This is a genomic window from Achromobacter sp. MFA1 R4 (genome assembly GCF_900156745.1).
In the GTDB taxonomy this organism is placed as follows: Bacteria; Pseudomonadota; Gammaproteobacteria; order Burkholderiales; family Burkholderiaceae_B; genus Achromobacter.
The window spans coordinates 3,847,204-3,860,943 of the sequence record NZ_LT707065.1 but is presented as its reverse complement, the minus strand read 5'-3'; the positions used below and the strand labels follow the sequence as shown (position 1 = coordinate 3,860,943).

Sequence of the window (13,740 nt, the reverse complement as noted above, 5' to 3'; positions counted from 1 at the left end):
AGGCCAGGCCCGGACTAACCGTTGCGGGCCGGCCTGCCGCGCGTCGCCGCCCAGCACACCAGCGAGCCGGCGGTGACCATGGCCACCCCCTGCCAGAACGACAGGGTGAGCGGCGTCGACAGCCACACGGCGGCGAAGAAGGTGGAGAAAACCGGGGTGAAGTATGACGCCGTGGCCAGCAGGGTGAGGTTGCCTCGCAGTATCCCCACGTTCCAGAACGCATAGCCGGCGGCCATCGCGCCCCCGGCCACGCATAGTTCGAGGGTGGCGGGCGCCGTGAACACCAGGGAGGGTTCCGCGCTGAGCAGGAACTTGATCCACAGGACCGCGGCCGTCAGCATGAAAAACAGCGCGACGCCATTTTTGCCATCGGCAAAACGCTTCGTCACGTTGCAGTACACGGCCCAGATGATGGCGCCGCTGAAGGCCAGGCCATAACTCAAAGGATTGCTCGACACATTGGCGGCGGTGCGTTCGAACGACAGGCCGCCGGAACCACCCACGACCCACACGATGCCGCAGACCGACAACAAGATGCCCGGCGCCACCCACACGCTTGCCCGCTGGCCGTTGATGAGCATGGCAAATATCACCGTCAAACACGGCCAGAGGTAATTGACGATGCCCAGTTCGATGGCTTGCCCACGATCGGCCGCGAAACCCAGCGACAGCGAGAGGCATATCTCATAAGCGACGAACAGCACGCTGCCCACCACGAGATAAGACCGGGGAAATGCGCGCAGCTTGGGAAAGCCGAGCAACAACACCAGCAACGCCGCACCCACCGTATAAATCAGCGCGGCGCCGCCTATCGGTCCGAAATTTTCACTGACGCCGCGAATCAGGCCGACGACAGTGCCCCACAGCAGCACCGCCAGCAAACCCAGGGTAGTGGCCGCGTTACGGCCAGGAGTCCATTGCATTACCGTTTCCAATTGCTTGCCACACCTGCCCGCCGCACTGCCCGCCCGCAGGCCGGCGCGGCGCCAAGGCGGCAAGTTTAGCGAAAACCGTATGGAGAATAAGCTGCATGGCCATTTCAATACGCAGGATGAGCGACGTACTGGCAAGCACGGATTCGGGCCGTCTCTACCGCATCGAAGTGTTCCTGCAGGCGGACGAGCCCGAGGCCGGCGCCGCGCCGCGCGCCGGTTCGCGCTACATCCTCAGGACTTCCGAGGGAGACCACGTGATTGCGCTGGACGACAGGCGCTACCGCCTGAGGTCGGGTGAAGTCCTGACCGCCCTGCCGCCGCCGCGCCACGACATCTGACGGACGCGCGGCGAGGCCCGGCTTCAGGGGTCCAGGGCCACCCGCCGCTTGCCCAGCCCCTTGGCTCGATACAGCAACACGTCCGCGCGCTCCAGGAGCTGCATCATGGTCGTGCCCGATCGCGGATACTCGGCGATGCCTATGCTTGCCGATACGGCGACGCGCACGCCGGGGTACGGCAGCGACAGGCTCTCGACAAGGGCCTCGGCCACCTGCCGCGCATGCTCTCCGCTGGCGCCCAGCAGCAGCACCGCGAATTCGTCGCCCCCCAGCCTTGCCGCCACGTCGGACACGCGGATGGCGCTCGCCATGCGGTCTGCCGCCTCCTTGAGCACCGTATCGCCCGCGGCGTGGCCGTGCATGTCGTTCACCGCCTTGAAGCCGTCCAGATCGATCGCCAGGATCGAGAACGCGTCGCCACTGCGCTGCGCCACCGCCAGTTCGCGCATGACCAGTTCGCCGAACAACACCCGGTTGCACAGGCCGGTCAGGGGATCGTAGTGCGCCAGGTGCTGCGCGCGCGCCAGCATGCGCGACGCCTGCAACATGGCCGCCCCAACTTCCTGGGCTTCCTTCACGCGTGTGGCCGGCAGTTCCACCGTACGGCCTTCGCCCAGCGCCACGGCGGGCGCGACCAGTCCGTGCACCGCCGACGTCAGCCGGCTTGCCAGCCGCAGCGCCAACCATAGCCCCAAGCCGAACACACACAGCGTGCCCAGCGCGATCCACGCAATGGAGCGGTACAGGCCCGTGGTCAACAATTGCGTGGGCGCGCCGGCCACGACCGTCCAGCCCGACAGCGACGACCGGCTGAACGCCGTGTAGACCGGTGAGTCCTCCTTGGTGATGGTTTCGAGCGAACCTTCGCTATCCTGCTGCATGGCGAGCGCCAGCGCGGGCACCGCCTTTTGGCCCACGAACCGGGACGTGTCCCGGGTCCGCGCGACGATGGTGCCGGACTCGTCCAGCACCGCCGCCACCCAGCCCTCGGGCAGCGCACGCCGGCCCAGCACGTCTGCGATGCTCTCGGGCGACAGCGCTACATTCAGGCTATAGACCACTTCTTCGCCACGCAGCACGGGCACGCCCAGGGCAATGGTGGGCCTTTTGGAGAGGCCGCCGACAAACAGGCCGGTGAGCACCGGGGCACGCGACTGGAAGACGCGCAGCAGTTCCTTGGGGGCACTGCCCGCCGGCAGGGCCGCTCCATAGGGCACCCGCGTGTTGAGGATCTGGCGTCCTTCCTTGTCGGTCAGGACGTAGCTGTCGGCGATCTGGAATCGCACGGCGTCGCGCGCGCGCCGATGAAATCCCTCCAGGTCCCCGCCCACCAGGTCGGGAGACGAGGCGAGCATCTGCAGGCCGGCCTCGACGCCGGTGAGTTCGCGGTCGAGGATGGCCGTGAGATTGCGCGCCAGGAAGATCGTGTCGCGGTAGATCCGGTCCTTTTGTACGACGTAGCTTTCGTAGACGGCAACGGTCGCCACGATCAGCGACGGGGTGATGCAGGCAAAGACCAGCACCAGCAGGCCCGTCTTCATGGAATAGCGGCGCGGCCAGCGCGGGCGCGCGCCACCAGGTTCGTCGCCGTCAGCCGGGGCGCGGCGCGCCGCCGGGGCTGCGCGTCCCGAACCTGCCGCCGTGCCTGATGATTTCCCCGTTTTTTCCGCGCTAGCTGTCTTCAAGGTCCGGCGTCCCCGCGAACTGGCTCTTGAGGAGCGTCAACGCCCCTTTTTCAGCCAGCGCCTCGTTGGGAAACACGTGCTTGTTGTCTTCAAGCACAGGAAAGCCGAAGACCCGCGCACGGACGTGGTAGCCCTCGGGTGTTTCCGCGAATTCAATGTCGAAATTGCGCTCTTCGATCCAGCCCGACCGATGCAGTTTCCATTCCATATTCCATGCGCTCCTGGTTGGCGAGGTTGACACGAACGGCCGGCGGCAAAGCCGCCGGCGCTGCTACACCATACACCCGGCCAGGCGCTCCCGGGGAGCCCGGCGAGGCTATTCGGGACGGGCCCGACGGGCAGCCGCCGGCGTGCCTGCAACAGGGCCGCCGGCCGCAGCGCCATCCGTCACGGATGCGCTTGCCTCGGGGGCAACCGCCGCGTCGTTTGTCGCGGACGAAAACAAATCCCAGCTCGCCATGAACAGCGCAGCGATCAGCGGGCCGATCACAAAGCCGTTCAGGCCGAACAGGGCCATGCCGCCCAGCGTGGAGATCAGCACGACGTAGTCAGGCATTTTCGTGTCCTTGCCCACCAGGATGGGCCGCAGGACATTGTCGACCATCCCGATGACCAGCACCCCAAAGCCGATCAGCACGGCACCCTTGACCACGGCGCCCGTCAGCAGGAAATAGATCGCCACCGGCGCCCAGATCAGGCCCGCGCCGATCGCCGGCAGCAGCGACAGGAAGGCCATGATCACGCCCCACAGCAGCGCGCCCTGGATCGAGAGAATGGAAAAGATGATGCCGCCCAGCGCGCCCTGCGCCGCCGCCACCGCGACGTTGCCCTTGACGGTGGCGCGCACCACGGTCGTGAACTTGCGGAACAGGTGCTGCTTGTGGCCGTCGCTCAGGGGCACGGCGCGCCGCAACCGCGCGGACAACTGCGGCCCGTCGCGCAACAGGAAGAACAGCAGGTACATCATGATGCCGAAGCTGACCACGAACTGGAACGTGTCCTGTCCGATGCTCAATGCCTGGGTCGCCAGAAACTGGCTGGCCTGCATCGCGCCGGCGCTCAGCTTTTCCTGCAGGCTCGGAATGTCGGCCAGGTCGAAGCGTGACAGCAAGGCATGCACCGACGGCGGCAACGCCTCCATGGCCTGCTGGAAGTAGGCCCCGAAGTTGATCTGGCCGGACTTGATGCTTTGATAGAGATTGGCGCCTTCGGTCACCAGCGATCCGCTGATCACGACCAGCGGAAGAATCACCAGCAGCAGCACCAGCAGCAAGGTGATGAGCGCAGCCAGATTGCGCCGTCCCCCGACGCGCATCACCAGGCGGCGCTGCAAGGGAGCAAAGAGAATGGCGAGAATGGAGCCCCAGAAAACGGCACCATAGAAAGGCCACAACAACCATCCGAACGCGATGGTGACTACCACCAGCAGGAGCAGAAAGGTTTTGTAGTGCACGCCGGAAGATTGGCTCATAGTCCGTCCAAGGCACGGCAATCGCCGCAAGAGCCGCATTGTACAAAGCGCGGCCGGGCGGCGCTCGGGTCGCGAGGGGTCTGTCGCATGGCTATGGCGCCGCCGGGCCTGCGCCGGCCGCCTGCAGGAGGGTCGCGCGGGCCGCCTCCAGCGCATCGGACTGCGCGTTCAATCCCTGCAGGCGCAGGTTCAATTCCTGCTGCAGCGTGGGCTTGGCGACGCGCGCCTGCCCGTCCACGAGCAGGATGTCCGCGGCGTTGGCTGCCACGAGGTCGGCGATGCCCAGCGCGTCACGCGCAACCGAATCCATTTTGGCTGCGGCATCCATCAACTCGGCAGCCGGCGCACTCACGGCTTCGTCGTAGACCCCGTCGTACACCGGCGCCAGGTCGGCGGGCAGGGCCAGGTCCGTGCGCGCCCGGTCAGCCTTGCCGCGCGCCTCCTGGACCTGCGCGGCGGCGTCGGCCAAGGTCTTGCGGGCGGCCTCGAAGCTGGCCCTGCGCTCCACGATCTCGCCCACGGACCGGATCGTCTCGACCGCCAGCACCTCGCGTAGCGGCGAGGCCGCCTTGGCCATCGCGTCCTGGAAGTCCGTGATCACCTCGTAGGCGTCGTCGTAATCGCCGATGGCTTCCTTTTCGGATTTGCTCAGGATGCCGATCGGCACCAGCGTCACGTTGTTCATCCGGGCCTGCAGCAACTGTATGAACGCGGCGCGCTCCTGCGGCTCTTTATTTACGCAGGCCGTCATCAACATCAACGAGACCACCGCCATGCCTGTCACGCACGCGCGAACCAAGACCATGCGCATCCTTTCGCACTCCGATTTTGCAGATTCCGGCGCCCGCCGCGGCGGGCATTTCCGGCAGATTATCCGGCAGGGGCCGTCCCCGCATCCCGAGGGGCGGATTTTGTTGCCATCGAAGCGAGTTGACACAGGGAAGCGGGCCCTCGCGCCCGCGCGACGGATCGGCGCCGGCTTCCTCTAAAATCACGGATCCGGCGGCCGGCGGCCGCCCGCAACATCGCATTTTGGCTGACGACATGAATCAGAACGCTTCCTCCCAGGCCTGGGGTTTCACGCATCCGGACTGCCGCGGCGCGAATGCCCTGCTCCTTTTCATGAACGATCTGGCGCGCGTGGTCAATCAGTACCTGGGCAATGGCAAGCTGTCGGACGAAGCCCTGGCGGACGCCCAGAAGGCCGTCGACGCCCTGCTCGACCGCTATGTGGAAATCGAGGCCGCGCCGGAAGCGTTCGACAACGAGCGCATCGAACTCGCCCTGGAAACCGCCCCGCAACCCGACGGCTCGACGGCCGCCCAGGTGGCGCTGCGCATGTCGCCGCGCCTTGAGGGGCTCATCATCGAGGCCCAGCGCCAGGCCCGTCCCGCGGCGCACTGAGCGTCCGGCACGCGCCGCTTATGCCCTTTGCACAGAAACCGCTTGCAAAATCGGGCAACTTCGGATATTATTGTCAGTCGGCTCTTGCGGCTAAATCTTGCGGCTTAAAAACCGGCTGCAAAGACCAACGTAAGAATATCGCTGTACGGGCAACACCGTACGGTCACCAACGTCTTCCCAGACCCTACCCATCTGGGAGCACACCGGAACCGAAGCGGGATCACTCCCGCCGTTCCAGCCAACGCCTGTAAGTCCCTGCGTCATTGCGACGTATATAGCGAATAACAAGCGAAAAACGCAAACGCAGGGCCAGGTCGCAGCACCGCCTTAGCCGACCCGTCAGTTCCGGATCGGCCTGAAGCCACCGCAATCATCCCAAAGCTGCCCTATCGGAAGCAGCGACACATATCGCGGGCAATGACCGCGAATGCAAGAGCCTAGCCGCTCTGCATGATCTCGGGCCGCACGGGCGCAGACAAACGCGCAAGCGGAAGTCTTGTACATCCAAGCCACGCGGACCCGAACCGATGCCATCCAGGACTGGAGGATGGCATCACCGCCGCATCACGCCATCGAAACGACGCGCAGAAACATGAGAATGCGCAAAGAGATGGCGGCAACAATGCGTTAGTGTCATGTAATGCCTGTCCAATACAACCCGGCGGGCACGGCACAGGTGCAAATGCCCGGCCTTAACGCCGCCTTGCGCCCCACTTGGCAATACGCAGCTTTTCCAATAACTAGAACCTAAAGAGAACACAACATGAATACTCGTTTCACCACCACCGACCTGATCCAGCGCCCGGCCCACACCCAGCTCGACGACATGCCCATCCATATCGGCGACATCGTCTACCTGAAGCCGGCCAACGGCCCCGAGATCCGCGCAACCGTCATTTTCAATGCGCCGATCAACGGCACGACCACCTACACGACCGAAGTGGTGCCGTGCGGGGCGGCCGCGCAAAAGGCGCCCGGCCAGCGCATCCGCTTCCGCCACGAACACGTTCATCGCATCGAACCGGTGCGCCGCAACGCTCGCTGAGCCGGGTCAAGACCGCCGCGTTTCATACGCGGCGGTTTGCTTTTGTGCGTGATAAAGTCGCGGCAATTCCAGCCTTGGCGATATCGACATGCAGAACAATCGTCTCGCGGTCCGCATCTGGGACCTTCCCACTCGACTCTTCCATTGGGCCCTCGTCGTCTGTATCGTCGGCGCGTTCGTCAGCGTGAAGCTGGGCGGCCTGTACATGGACTGGCACGTGCGCTTTGGCTGTACGGCGCTGGGCCTGATCCTCTTTCGCCTGCTGTGGGGCTTTGTCGGCCCGCGCTACGTCCGGTTCGCGCACTTCGTGCGAGGCCCAGCGTCGATCGCCCGCTACCTCAAGGGCGCGGCGGCGCCGGCCGGCCACAATCCGCTGGGAGCCCTGTCCGTGATGGCGCTGTTGCTGGTCGTGGGCTTCCAGGCGGTCAGCGGGCTTTTCACCACCGACGACATCATGACGCAGGGCCCGCTGTTCGGATACGTGTCGGAAGCCACCGCCAGCGCCATGACCTCGTGGCACAAGCTCAACGAGTGGGTCATCATCGGCCTTGTCGCGCTGCATGTGCTGGCCGTGGCCTGGTATGCCGTCGTGCGACGCAAACGGCTGGTGCGAGCCATCATCACCGGCAACGTCGACGCCAAGGACATTCCTGCGGGCACGCCGCCCACGCAAGACGGGCTGGCTGTCTGGCTGCGCGCCCTGGTGCTGGGCGCTTGCGTCACCGGCCTGGTGCTGTGGATACGGTCTCTGGAGATCGTGTCGGACATGTCTTTCTCGTAGACCTTTCTCGCAGACCTTTCTCACAGACGCGCCTCGCGAGCGCGCAAGGAAAAGCCCCGTCTGAACCACCCCGAAAGCTGGACGTGAATCCGACTTCGAGGTCTTTCAGTGCGGGGCTTGTTCTTTGGAAGGCGCGAGGCACGCGGCTGGCGCGCAGCCTCAGCCTTGCTTACTTCTTTTTGCGATACGCGTCGTGGCAGGCCTTGCAGCTTGCGCCCACGTCGCCGAATGCGGCGCGCAGCTTGTCCAGATCACCGGCATCGGCCACGGCCGACAGCTTCACGATGTTGTCCTGAAACGCCTGCTGCTTCTGCTTGAAACCCGCGGCATCGCTCCAGATCTCCGGACGGGCGTCGCCGCCTTCCGTGCCCGGACCGAAAGCCGTCCAGGGCAATGCCGAGAGCGTCTTCAGCACCTCGACGTTCGCCTTGATCTGCGCGGCGTCGTAGGGCGCCTGGCCCTTGACCACCGGCGCCATGCGGCCGAAATGCGAGGCGATGAGCGAGAGCGCCGACTGGCGGTACTTGACCGCGTCTTCGGGCTTGGCGAACTGCGCGGAGGCGGACGTCGCGAGCAGCGGACCCACCGTCATACAGGCCAGCGCAGCAAGCGTGGACAACTTCTTCATTGCTTTCTCCCGTAGGTACAACGTGAACGCCGCGCGCATGGCGCGCGCGGCATGGCGACTATACCGCCCGGGCCAGCTCGGCTGCCAGGCCGATGTAGGAGCGCGGGGTCATCGCCAGCAGGCGGGCCTTCGGCTCTTCAGGCAGCGCCAGGCCCTGGATGAATTCTCGCAGAGCCTCTTCGGTGATGCCCTTGCCGCGCGTCAAGGCCTTGAGCTGTTCGTACGGCTGCGGCAGGCCATAGCGGCGCATGACGGTCTGCACCGGCTCGGCCAGCACTTCCCAGCAGGCGTCGATGTCGGCGTCGATGGCGGCCGCGTTGACTTCCAGCTTGCCCAGGCCGCGCATGCAGGCATCCCACGCCACCAGGCAGTAGCCCAGGCCGACGCCCAGGTTGCGCAGGACGGTGGAATCGGTCAGGTCGCGCTGCCAACGGGAGATGGGCAGCTTGTCGGCCAGGTGGCGCAGCACGGCGTTGGCCAGGCCCAGGTTGCCTTCGGAGTTTTCGAAGTCGATCGGGTTGACCTTGTGGGGCATGGTCGACGAGCCGACCTCGCCTTCCTTCAGGCGCTGCTTGAAGTAGCCCAGCGCCACATAGCCCCAGATGTCGCGGTCCAGGTCCAGGATGATGATGTTGGCGCGGGTGATCGCGTCGAACAGGGCCGACATCCAGTCGTGCGGTTCGATCTGGATGGTGTGGCGGTTCTGGGTGAGGCCCAGGCCAGCCAGCACGCGCTTGCTGAATTCGGGCCAGTCGATCTCGGGATAGGCGGACAGGTGGGCGTTGTAGTTGCCCGTTGCGCCATTGAGCTTGGCGAGCGGCTCGACAGCCTCGACGGCGGCGATGGCGCGGTTCAGGCGCGCGGCCACGTTGGCGAATTCCTTGCCCAGCGTGGTGGGGCTGGCCGGCTGGCCGTGCGTGCGCGACAGCAGCGGCTGGTCGGCGTTGGCCACAGCCAGTTCATTCAGCTTGGCGGCCACTTCGCGCAGGCGCGGCACCACGACCTGGTCGCGGGCGCGCGACAGCATCAGCGCGTGCGACGTGTTGTTGATGTCCTCGGAAGTGCAGGCGAAATGGATGAACTCGGCCGCGCGGGCCAGTTCGGCGTCATCGGCGACCTTTTCCTTCAGCCAGTATTCGACGGCCTTCACGTCATGGTTGGTGACGCGCTCGATGTCCTTGATGCGGCCGGCGTCCGCTTCGGAGAAATTGGCGACCAGTTGGGCCAGGCGGGCGCGGGCGCCTTCGGAGAAGGCGGGCAGCTCGGGCAGGCCGGCGTCGGACAGGGCGACGAGCCAGGCGACCTCGACTTCCACGCGGTGCGCCATGAAGCCGGCCTCGGACAGCAGACCGCGCAGCGCGTCGCCCCGTGAAGCGTAGCGGCCATCCAGTGGCGAAAGGGCATTGAGTTGGCTCAGCTGATCGGCGATTTGCATGGTCTGGGAGAGAAAAAGCTACGGATGGGAAAACCCGACGATTTTATCATCCGAGCCAGCCCCACATTGTGGCAAACTGACGAAGATTCCGGCCTGCGGACAATTCCGACCGTCATGCGGCCTGCTATACTTCGGCCGCTTTCCGACTCCGCTTGTGACTCCATGAAACTGATCGGCTCGCTTACCAGTCCCTACGTGCGCAAAGTGCGCATCGTCATGGCCGAGAAAAAGCTGGACTACCGGCTTGAACTCGAAAACGTCTGGTCCGCCGACACGCAGATCCAAACGTACAACCCGCTGGGCAAGGTGCCCTGCCTGGTCATGGAAGATGGCGGCGCCCTGTTCGACTCGCGCGTCATCGTCGAGTACCTGGACACCCTGTCTCCCGTCGCCCGGCTGATTCCCCAGCCGGGACGCGACCGCGCGGCCGTCAAGTGCTGGGAAGCCATCGCAGACGGCGTCCTGGACGCGTGCGTGACCATCGTCAAGGAAAACCAGCGCCCCGAGGCCCAGCGCAGCCCTGAATGGATCGAACGCCAGTACGGCAAGATCCACGCCAGCCTGGACGCCATGAACAAGAGCCTGGGCGAAAACGCCCATTGCATGGGCATCAACTACAGCCTGGCGGACATCGCAGTCGGCTGTGCCCTGGGCTACCTGGACCTGCGCTTTGCCACCCTGGACTGGCGCACCGGCCAACCCAATCTGGCCCGCCTGTACGACAAGCTGTCCCAGCGTCAGTCGTTCATCGACACGGTGCCCAAGACGGCCTGACGCCCCCCAGAAGCGCCCGGCCTGACCGGGCGTGCGCTGCGCCGGCCGCTCTCCGCGGCCGGTTTTCCTTATCCCGATCACGCTGCCCAGGTCTGCCAGGCCTTGAACAGCATGTACGCGGCCAGCGCGAACAGCAGCGCGGCAAACACGCGCTTGAGCGTCTGCACGGGCAGGCGATGGGCCATGCACGCGCCCAGCGGCGCAGTCAGGACACTGGTGCAAACCAGCGCCAGCAGCGCTGGCCAGTAGATGAATCCGAGCATGCCGGGATAGGTCTCGGCTTCATTGAGGCCCGAGACGATATAGCCCACGCTGTTGGCCAGCGCGATGGGAAAGCCCAGCGCCGCCGAGGTCGACACCGCGTTGTGCAGGGCCACGTTGCACCAGACCATGAACGGCACCGACAGGAAGCCGCCGCCGGCCCCGACCAGGCCCGACAGGAAGCCGATGCCCGCCCCAGCCGCGCTGGTGCCGACGACGCCCGGCATCTGGCGCGTGGGCTTGGGCTTCTTGTTGCGCAGCATGCTCCAGCCGGAATACCCCACAAAGAGGGCAAAGAACAGCGACAGCCACAGCGTGCTAAGCGCCGCGAACACCGCGCCGCCCGACAGCAGGCCGCCGACGATGATGCCCGGCGCCATGGCCGCCACGATGCCCCACTTGATGGTGCCCCGCTGCTGGTGGGCGCGGACGCTGGAGATGGAGGTGAACAGGATCGACGTCATGGACGTGGCGATCGCCGCATGCACCACCAGGTCGGCCGGCATGCCCTGCCAGGTGAACAGCATCGTCAAGAACGGAACCAGCAGCATCCCGCCGCCGATGCCCAGCAGGCCCGCGGCAAACCCGACCACGCCGCCCAACGCCAGCAGGCATATCACCATCGTCACATCCACAGCCATCTCCTCTCTTTTATTGTGATGAACATTGTCATGAACAAGGCCCCTCGGGCATCGCGCCCGGGGGGCCTTGGTTACGAGCGGCTGCGCATCCTAGAGAATGATGCCGCCGCCCAGGCAAACCTCGCCATCGTATAGCACGGCCGACTGGCCGGGCGTCACCGCCCACTGCGGCTCGGTGAATTCCAGCGAAAACGCGCCGTCCGCGGCATTGCCCAGGCGGCACGCCGCGTCGGCCTGCCGGTAGCGCGTCTTGGCGCCGTAGGCGCCCGGGGCCGGCGGATGGCCCGCCACCCAGCTCGCGTCCTGCGCCGTGAGGCTGCCGGACAGCAGCCACGGATGATCGTGCCCCTGCACCACGTACAGCACGTTGCGCGCCAGGTCCTTGCGCGCCACGTACCAGGCCTCGGCCGTGCCGTCTTCCCGCTGGCGTCCCTTGACGCCGCCAACGCCCAGGCCCTTGCGCTGCCCCAGCGTGTAGAAGGAGAGTCCTTCGTGGCGCCCCACCTGCTGCCCTTCGGGAGTCAGGATGGGACCGGGCTCGGTGGGCAGGTAACGGTTCAGGAATTCCCGGAACGGGCGTTCGCCAATGAAGCAGATGCCCGTGGAATCCTTCTTGGCGGCATTGTGCAGGCCGATCTCGTGCGCGATGCGCCGCACCTCGGTCTTGTGAATCTCGCCCAGGGGAAACAGCGTGCGCGAAAGCTGCGCCTGGTTCAGGCGGTGCAGGAAATAGCTTTGGTCCTTGGAGCCGTCCAGCGCCTTGAGCAGCTGGAACTGCGTGCCGCCGCCCTCGGCGGGCACTTCGCGCACGCGGGCGTAGTGCCCCGTCGCGATATGCTCCGCGCCCAGCGCCATGGCATGGTCCAGGAAGGCCTTGAATTTGATCTCGGCGTTGCACAGGACGTCCGGGTTGGGCGTGCGGCCCGCGGAGTACTCGCGCAGGAATTCCGCGAACACGCGGTCCTTGTATTCGGCGGCGAAGTTGACGAACTCAAACTCCACGCCGACCAGGTCGGCCACGCTGGCGGCGTCCAGGAGATCCTGGCGGGTGGAGCAGTATTCGGAATCGTCGTCGTCTTCCCAGTTCTTCATGAACAGGCCGACGACCTCGTAGCCCTGTTGCTTGAGCAGCCAGGCGGTGACCGAAGAATCGACCCCGCCGGACATGCCGACGACAACGCGGCCTTTCTTGGTGGATGTTTGACTCATGATGCGGCTATTTTAGATCGGACACGGTGTCTTCCCTCGGCTGCGGCTCGGCGGCCCGCGACACTTCCATCAGCCAGGCGCGGAAGGCCTGCAGGGTGGGGAGGTTGGCCTTTTGCTCGGGGTAGCACAGGTAATAGCCCATGCGCGCCCGGATCGGCAACTGTATGGCAATGGCCAGCTTGCCGTCCCGCAGCTCGTCTTCGATGAGGCAGCGCGGAATCAACGCCACGCCGAACCCCGCCGCCGCGGCCTGCGACAGCAGCGCGTATTGGTCAAAGCGCGCGCCCTCCAGGCTGCGCCGCGTATCGCAACCGGCCTGTTCGAACCAGTCGCGCCAGCCCTCCAGGGCCGAGGTATGGTGCAACAGCGGATACGCCAGCAGGTCTTCGGGCGACTTGCACCCGCCCGGGATCAGGCGCGGGCTGCAGACAGGCAGGATCTCGCGACCGACGATGTAGTCCGCGCCGCTGCCGGGCCAGAGGCCCTCGCCAAACCGCACCGCGGCATCCAGCTCCGGTGTGGAAAAATCGTAGCCCTGCCGATGCGGCAGGAATTCGACATGGATATCGGGGCGCAGGCGCATGAACGCGGTCAGCCGCGGAATCAGCCAGCGCGCCCCGAAGGTCGGCATGCACGTGAGATTCAGCGTGCCCCCTCGCCCCTGGTGCGCGATCAGTTCGACCGTGGCCGCCTCGATCTGGCCGAGCCCTGCCTGGATCTTCGTGAGATAACTGCGGCCGGCTTCGGTGAGGACCAGGCCTTGCCTGATCCGCAGGAATAGTTCTACCCCGACGAACTCCTCCAAATGTTTCACCTGTTTACTCACGGCGCCCTGCGTCACGCAAAGCTCCTGGGCAGCGCGGGTGAAACTGCTATGCCGGGCGGCCACCTCGAAGGCTTGAAGATCGGTTAAAGAGGGACAGAAACGCCTCATCTGTAGTCCCCACTGAAGGTGGGGCTCCCTGCCCTGCGGGCCTGACGACGGCCTGCGGGAGACGCAAACGTTACATAAAAGTAACGTCAATCGAGGCTGGCCGAAAAAGAGGTATGAAAAAAAGTCATAGCTTACGGAGAAACTTTCGTTTGCGCAAACCCGGCCGCCAGGAAAGAATCGTTGCGTTTGCGACTGCCTT

15 protein-coding genes are annotated in these 13,740 nt (G+C 65.4%); 5 read left to right on the top strand and 10 right to left on the bottom strand.

The window, feature by feature from the left end; genetic code table 11:
- Nucleotides 1-14: 14 nt before the first annotated feature.
- Nucleotides 15-923: an aromatic amino acid DMT transporter YddG gene (gene yddG / locus BXA00_RS17610; RefSeq protein ID WP_076519784.1), complete on the bottom strand. Its 909-nt coding sequence runs from the start codon at nucleotides 921-923 to the stop codon at nucleotides 15-17.
- Nucleotides 924-1,030: 107 nt separating this feature from the next.
- On the opposite strand from yddG, the gene BXA00_RS17605 reads away from it, so the two are divergent.
- The gene (locus BXA00_RS17605) at nucleotides 1,031-1,273 is read left to right on the top strand and encodes a 6-phosphofructokinase (RefSeq protein ID WP_076519783.1); all 243 of its coding nucleotides are present in this window, start codon (nucleotides 1,031-1,033) and stop codon (nucleotides 1,271-1,273) included.
- Between the two features lie 23 nt (nucleotides 1,274-1,296).
- On the opposite strand, the gene BXA00_RS17600 is transcribed toward BXA00_RS17605, so the two are convergent.
- From BXA00_RS17600 to BXA00_RS17585, 4 genes are all read right to left on the bottom strand, one after another.
- Nucleotides 1,297-2,814 carry a sensor domain-containing diguanylate cyclase gene (locus BXA00_RS17600; RefSeq protein ID WP_076519782.1) on the bottom strand — a complete coding sequence of 506 codons (1,518 nt, stop codon included), beginning with the start codon at nucleotides 2,812-2,814 and terminating at the stop codon, nucleotides 1,297-1,299.
- Between the two features lie 130 nt (nucleotides 2,815-2,944).
- Nucleotides 2,945-3,166, bottom strand: coding sequence for a hypothetical protein (locus BXA00_RS17595; protein WP_076519781.1), 222 nt, complete (start codon nucleotides 3,164-3,166; stop codon nucleotides 2,945-2,947).
- 108 nt (nucleotides 3,167-3,274) lie between these two features.
- On the bottom strand, nucleotides 3,275-4,429 hold the full coding sequence (locus tag BXA00_RS17590; protein ID WP_231952100.1) for an AI-2E family transporter: 1,155 nt from the start codon (nucleotides 4,427-4,429) through the stop codon (nucleotides 3,275-3,277).
- Between the two features lie 91 nt (nucleotides 4,430-4,520).
- The gene (locus tag BXA00_RS17585) at nucleotides 4,521-5,234 is read right to left on the bottom strand and encodes a DUF3053 family protein (RefSeq protein ID WP_076521985.1); all 714 of its coding nucleotides are present in this window, start codon (nucleotides 5,232-5,234) and stop codon (nucleotides 4,521-4,523) included.
- A gap of 239 nt (nucleotides 5,235-5,473) precedes the next feature.
- Here BXA00_RS17585 and BXA00_RS17580 point away from each other — a divergent pair, with 239 nt between their 5' ends.
- The 3 genes from BXA00_RS17580 to BXA00_RS17570 all read left to right on the top strand — a co-directional run bounded on the left by BXA00_RS17580 (nucleotide 5,474) and on the right by BXA00_RS17570 (nucleotide 7,659).
- Nucleotides 5,474-5,833, top strand: a complete 360-nt coding sequence (locus BXA00_RS17580) for a hypothetical protein (protein ID WP_076519780.1) — start codon at nucleotides 5,474-5,476, stop codon at nucleotides 5,831-5,833.
- 763 nt (nucleotides 5,834-6,596) lie between these two features.
- Nucleotides 6,597-6,878: a hypothetical protein gene (locus BXA00_RS17575; RefSeq protein ID WP_076519779.1), complete on the top strand. Its 282-nt coding sequence runs from the start codon at nucleotides 6,597-6,599 to the stop codon at nucleotides 6,876-6,878.
- A gap of 88 nt (nucleotides 6,879-6,966) precedes the next feature.
- Nucleotides 6,967-7,659 carry a cytochrome b/b6 domain-containing protein gene (locus tag BXA00_RS17570; protein WP_076519778.1) on the top strand — a complete coding sequence of 231 codons (693 nt, stop codon included), beginning with the start codon at nucleotides 6,967-6,969 and terminating at the stop codon, nucleotides 7,657-7,659.
- Between the two features lie 169 nt (nucleotides 7,660-7,828).
- Here the strand turns inward: BXA00_RS17570 and BXA00_RS17565 are convergent, their stop codons facing one another.
- A complete protein-coding gene (locus tag BXA00_RS17565) occupies nucleotides 7,829-8,287 on the bottom strand; it encodes a cytochrome c (protein ID WP_076519777.1) in 459 nt (152 codons plus the stop codon).
- Between the two features lie 58 nt (nucleotides 8,288-8,345).
- Nucleotides 8,346-9,722, bottom strand: coding sequence for an adenylosuccinate lyase (purB, locus tag BXA00_RS17560; RefSeq protein WP_076519776.1), 1,377 nt, complete (start codon nucleotides 9,720-9,722; stop codon nucleotides 8,346-8,348).
- A gap of 162 nt (nucleotides 9,723-9,884) precedes the next feature.
- Between purB and BXA00_RS17555 the strand changes: the two genes are divergently transcribed.
- A complete protein-coding gene (locus BXA00_RS17555) occupies nucleotides 9,885-10,496 on the top strand; it encodes a glutathione S-transferase (RefSeq protein WP_076519775.1) in 612 nt (203 codons plus the stop codon).
- 77 nt (nucleotides 10,497-10,573) lie between these two features.
- On the opposite strand, the gene BXA00_RS17550 is transcribed toward BXA00_RS17555, so the two are convergent.
- The 3 genes from BXA00_RS17550 to gcvA all read right to left on the bottom strand — a co-directional run bounded on the left by BXA00_RS17550 (nucleotide 10,574) and on the right by gcvA (nucleotide 13,541).
- Nucleotides 10,574-11,392, bottom strand: a complete 819-nt coding sequence (locus BXA00_RS17550) for a sulfite exporter TauE/SafE family protein (RefSeq protein ID WP_076519774.1) — start codon at nucleotides 11,390-11,392, stop codon at nucleotides 10,574-10,576.
- A 96-nt stretch (nucleotides 11,393-11,488) separates the two neighbouring features.
- A complete protein-coding gene (mnmA, locus tag BXA00_RS17545) occupies nucleotides 11,489-12,607 on the bottom strand; it encodes a tRNA 2-thiouridine(34) synthase MnmA (protein ID WP_076519773.1) in 1,119 nt (372 codons plus the stop codon).
- A gap of 7 nt (nucleotides 12,608-12,614) precedes the next feature.
- A complete protein-coding gene (gcvA, locus tag BXA00_RS17540) occupies nucleotides 12,615-13,541 on the bottom strand; it encodes a transcriptional regulator GcvA (RefSeq protein WP_076519772.1) in 927 nt (308 codons plus the stop codon).
- Nucleotides 13,542-13,740: the final 199 nt, after the last annotated feature.

What these genes read in the sequence shown, in the direction of transcription:
- BXA00_RS17565 (WP_076519777.1), bottom strand. Translation starts at nt 8,287, where the DNA reads ATGAAGAAGTTGTCCACGCTTGCTGCGCTGGCCTGTATGACGGTGGGT.
- BXA00_RS17600 (WP_076519782.1), bottom strand. Translation starts at nt 2,814, where the DNA reads ATGAAGACGGGCCTGCTGGTGCTGGTCTTTGCCTGCATCACCCCGTCG.
- gcvA (WP_076519772.1), bottom strand. Translation starts at nt 13,541, where the DNA reads ATGAGGCGTTTCTGTCCCTCTTTAACCGATCTTCAAGCCTTCGAGGTG.
- BXA00_RS17570 (WP_076519778.1), top strand. Translation starts at nt 6,967, where the DNA reads ATGCAGAACAATCGTCTCGCGGTCCGCATCTGGGACCTTCCCACTCGA.
- BXA00_RS17580 (WP_076519780.1), top strand. Translation starts at nt 5,474, where the DNA reads ATGAATCAGAACGCTTCCTCCCAGGCCTGGGGTTTCACGCATCCGGAC.
- BXA00_RS17595 (WP_076519781.1), bottom strand. Translation starts at nt 3,166, where the DNA reads ATGGAATGGAAACTGCATCGGTCGGGCTGGATCGAAGAGCGCAATTTC.
- mnmA (WP_076519773.1), bottom strand. Translation starts at nt 12,607, where the DNA reads ATGAGTCAAACATCCACCAAGAAAGGCCGCGTTGTCGTCGGCATGTCC.
- BXA00_RS17555 (WP_076519775.1), top strand. Translation starts at nt 9,885, where the DNA reads ATGAAACTGATCGGCTCGCTTACCAGTCCCTACGTGCGCAAAGTGCGC.
- BXA00_RS17585 (WP_076521985.1), bottom strand. Translation starts at nt 5,234, where the DNA reads ATGGTCTTGGTTCGCGCGTGCGTGACAGGCATGGCGGTGGTCTCGTTG.
- purB (WP_076519776.1), bottom strand. Translation starts at nt 9,722, where the DNA reads ATGCAAATCGCCGATCAGCTGAGCCAACTCAATGCCCTTTCGCCACTG.
- BXA00_RS17590 (WP_231952100.1), bottom strand. Translation starts at nt 4,429, where the DNA reads ATGAGCCAATCTTCCGGCGTGCACTACAAAACCTTTCTGCTCCTGCTG.
- yddG (WP_076519784.1), bottom strand. Translation starts at nt 923, where the DNA reads ATGCAATGGACTCCTGGCCGTAACGCGGCCACTACCCTGGGTTTGCTG.
- BXA00_RS17605 (WP_076519783.1), top strand. Translation starts at nt 1,031, where the DNA reads ATGGCCATTTCAATACGCAGGATGAGCGACGTACTGGCAAGCACGGAT.
- BXA00_RS17575 (WP_076519779.1), top strand. Translation starts at nt 6,597, where the DNA reads ATGAATACTCGTTTCACCACCACCGACCTGATCCAGCGCCCGGCCCAC.